General features: G+C 55.5%; 3 protein-coding genes and 1 pseudogene. 1 reads left to right on the forward strand and 3 read right to left on the reverse strand.

Going from position 1 to position 2,724, the window contains the following annotated elements; genetic code table 11:
* The 3 genes and pseudogenes from XpopCFBP1817_RS20330 to XpopCFBP1817_RS23420 form a co-directional block, all read right to left on the reverse strand.
* A pseudogene (locus tag XpopCFBP1817_RS20330) lies at window positions 1-339 on the reverse strand (transposase); the annotation flags it as partial.
* A 422-nt stretch (window positions 340-761) separates the two neighbouring features.
* A complete protein-coding gene (locus tag XpopCFBP1817_RS23415; RefSeq protein ID WP_244171280.1) occupies window positions 762-1,250 on the reverse strand; it encodes a cytochrome-c peroxidase in 489 nt (162 codons plus the stop codon).
* A 90-nt stretch (window positions 1,251-1,340) separates the two neighbouring features.
* Window positions 1,341-1,868: a cytochrome-c peroxidase gene (locus XpopCFBP1817_RS23420; protein WP_244171281.1), complete on the reverse strand. Its 528-nt coding sequence runs from the start codon at window positions 1,866-1,868 to the stop codon at window positions 1,341-1,343.
* Between the two features lie 142 nt (window positions 1,869-2,010).
* On the opposite strand from XpopCFBP1817_RS23420, the gene XpopCFBP1817_RS20340 reads away from it, so the two are divergent.
* Complete coding sequence (locus tag XpopCFBP1817_RS20340; RefSeq protein ID WP_158251337.1) at window positions 2,011-2,682, forward strand: IPT/TIG domain-containing protein; 672 nt, start codon at window positions 2,011-2,013, stop codon at window positions 2,680-2,682.
* Window positions 2,683-2,724: the final 42 nt, after the last annotated feature.

The raw sequence follows: 2,724 nt of genomic DNA on the forward strand, positions 1-2,724 counted from the left end.
CGCTCTGCGCGTCGAAAATCAAGAACTTGCTGCATGCGTTGCGCCCCAGTTTCTCGCGGGCCGCGCCAACCTGATTTTTTAACGCCCGCTCCAGCAGGCTCACTCCGTGCTCATCCACTTCGCTCCAGATCTGGAAGTACGCATGCACCGTGCGCCATTTGGGAAACGTCTCGGCAACATCCGCCACTGGCAACCACTCTTGAGCAGATATAGCACTGCGCAAAAAACATCGTACAAATCGACTTTGCGTGGCGCGGTCTTCTTGCGTGCACCTTCAAGCAGAGCGCGGATCTGCTCAAACTGCTCGCGGCTGACGTCACTGGGATAGCGTGCTCTCATCTCCATATGATCGGATAATTCGGGAAGACTTTGAACGGGTTCTTAGCCGCTGCGAGTTCAGCAAAAATTCGGGAAATCCTGGTGGTGACCAAGGGAAGCGGGGCCACAACCCACAACCGGTCCGAGCCGGTGGGTCCTGACTCACCGATTTCAGTCACAGTGTCAGTCACCCATTCTGGGTCCGACGTGCCATCTATTTCGCTTCGGTTGATCGATCTAAAGAATGGTCAGGTGCTAGGTGAGAAGGTTCAACCGGTAGCCGCTAATAGTGATTCGGTGCACTTCGAGTTCAAGCCTGCTCAGCCTTGGTCGGAGGGTCGCCATTTGTTGGAAGCGCGACTTGGTAAGACTGGAAAAGTAGTTCAGCGCGAGTTTGACGTAGTGCAGAGCCAACCTGCCGCTGCCAAAGTCGACGCTAAAGCTTAATGTGCGTTATTTGGCAGGTCTTCCAGTGCATGCAGGAATGCGTGCAAATCGTTCTGTTTTCCTGCAGTCAGTGAGATCGGCGTGCCACGCGCAAGGCTGCGGTAATAGATCTCGCGTTGGATCGCCTCTTCAAGGCTTCGAACGCTACCATCGTGCATATACGGTGGCGTGCGGGTGACGTTGCGTAGCGTTGGTGTGCGGTAGGCAGCCAAGTCACTGCCTTGGCCGCTGATTGCAAATCGTCCCAATGCGGCAATGTCCTGGTCCGATAACACCAGCTCAGCTACTGGGACACCCTGCTCGCGCTTGGTTTTAAAGGATTCAATGGTAGTGCCGATTTGTCCAGCCATCCGATCCATCCCGACGTTGGAATGGTGAAACCGGTTGTCCGTGAAAGCCGCCGGTGCGTCCTCCAACGCGTGACATGAGGAGCATTCGGCTTTCCCACGGAACACATCCAGTCCGCGGCGCTCTTCCATTGTCATGGCAGTAGTGTTCCTCGCAACAAAAGCGTCATACCGGCTGCGGCCAGTGGTCACAGAAGCCAGGTAGGCCAAGATGGCACTGGAGATGCGTTACTGATCGACACGCTCATCGCCAAACGCTGCTTTAAACCGTGTTCGGTAGTCCAGCCTTTGTGATACCGCCTTGATCACCACACTCATATCCGGCTGAGCCATTTCGGCTCGATTGGTGAAGGCCGCCACCGCTGCTTGGTCCAGCCGCTCCTCGCGACCATCCCAGAAGAAGTGAGTGAAGTGAGGAAGGTCCAACAAGCTCGGTACGTTCCGGGTGCCGGTGCGCCGGCCGTAGACGGCGGGAACCGCGACGTCTTGGGCAAACGCTTTGCTGGGGTCATGGCATGAGCTGCAGGACAGGGTCCGATTTGCACTGAGAGTTGTATCTAGGAACAAAGTCTCACCCAAATCCGCCTTGGCTTGATGGCCTTTCCCTTGGTCCAGATCCAACCCGGCCAGCCACCTCATCCCCAGCAAAGGCAGGGCGATGGCCAAGAAGATGGAGATGATGAGCTTTTGCGACATTTTTCTTGATTTCAAAGATTGAACATAGTATGAATATAAGCCACAAAAATCTAGCTCCAAGCTAACCGCTCGATGGATCAAAGGAAGTCTCATGGATGGGCGATTGACCTCGTATCGCGAGCGAGCAACGGACGTGCTTCGGTTTATGAGGGCGCCACTTTGCTTCTCGCGCGCAGGTAAAGTGCTCCTGCTAGTGTCACTGATGTTCTTGTCCGTGGTGTCCTCGGCTGCCACCTATGTTTATGACAGCAGCGGCAAATTGGTTGTGGTCAGTGACGATGTCGGAGCGAGTGCTCTATACATCTACGACAGCATAGGCAATCTACTCACCGTAGATCGATTCGCTGCAGGTCAGTTGGCAATCTTTACTTTCAGCCCGGGACGGGGCGCTCCAGGTACGACCGTCAAGATCAAAGGCCATGGCTTTAGTACGACCGCCGCACAAAATGCGGTCAAGTTCAATGGTGTGGTGGCGACGACTGTAGACGCGACCGTCAACGAGATAACCGCCACTGTTCCCGCTGGCGCCACCACGGGTCCCATTTCAGTTGCAGTCGGCACCGCCGTAACCGCAAGTCCCGTCAATTTTGTCGTTGATGCCGCTGCAGCGGTTCCGACGATCACATCCGTTGCGCCCACATTAGTGGCGGTTGGTGAGCAGGTCTCGATTGCGGGTACACGGCTACTGCCCGTATTGGGACAAACCTCGACCTTGCTCAATGGGCGAGCGGTTTCCACGTCAAGTTCGTCAAATACGCAAATCGTTTTTCCCGTACCGGCGAAGGTGGGCAGCGGCAAGGTCACGGTTATTACGCCTTACGGCTCGGCTATCAGCAGTCAGGATCTGAGGTTTCCCCACGTTTTCCCGAGATAGATCAGCTGGTTGCACCCGGATCGTGTAGAAACAAGTGCGCGC

Origin of the sequence: Xanthomonas populi, from assembly GCF_002940065.1 — a bacterium.
Classification (GTDB): domain Bacteria; phylum Pseudomonadota; class Gammaproteobacteria; order Xanthomonadales; family Xanthomonadaceae; genus Xanthomonas; species Xanthomonas populi.

Coding starts and splice junctions, on each gene's coding strand:
- XpopCFBP1817_RS20340 (WP_158251337.1), top strand. CDS start 2,011: ATGTTCTTGTCCGTGGTGTCCTCGGCTGCCACCTATGTTTATGACAGC.
- XpopCFBP1817_RS23415 (WP_244171280.1), bottom strand. CDS start 1,250: ATGACAATGGAAGAGCGCCGCGGACTGGATGTGTTCCGTGGGAAAGCC.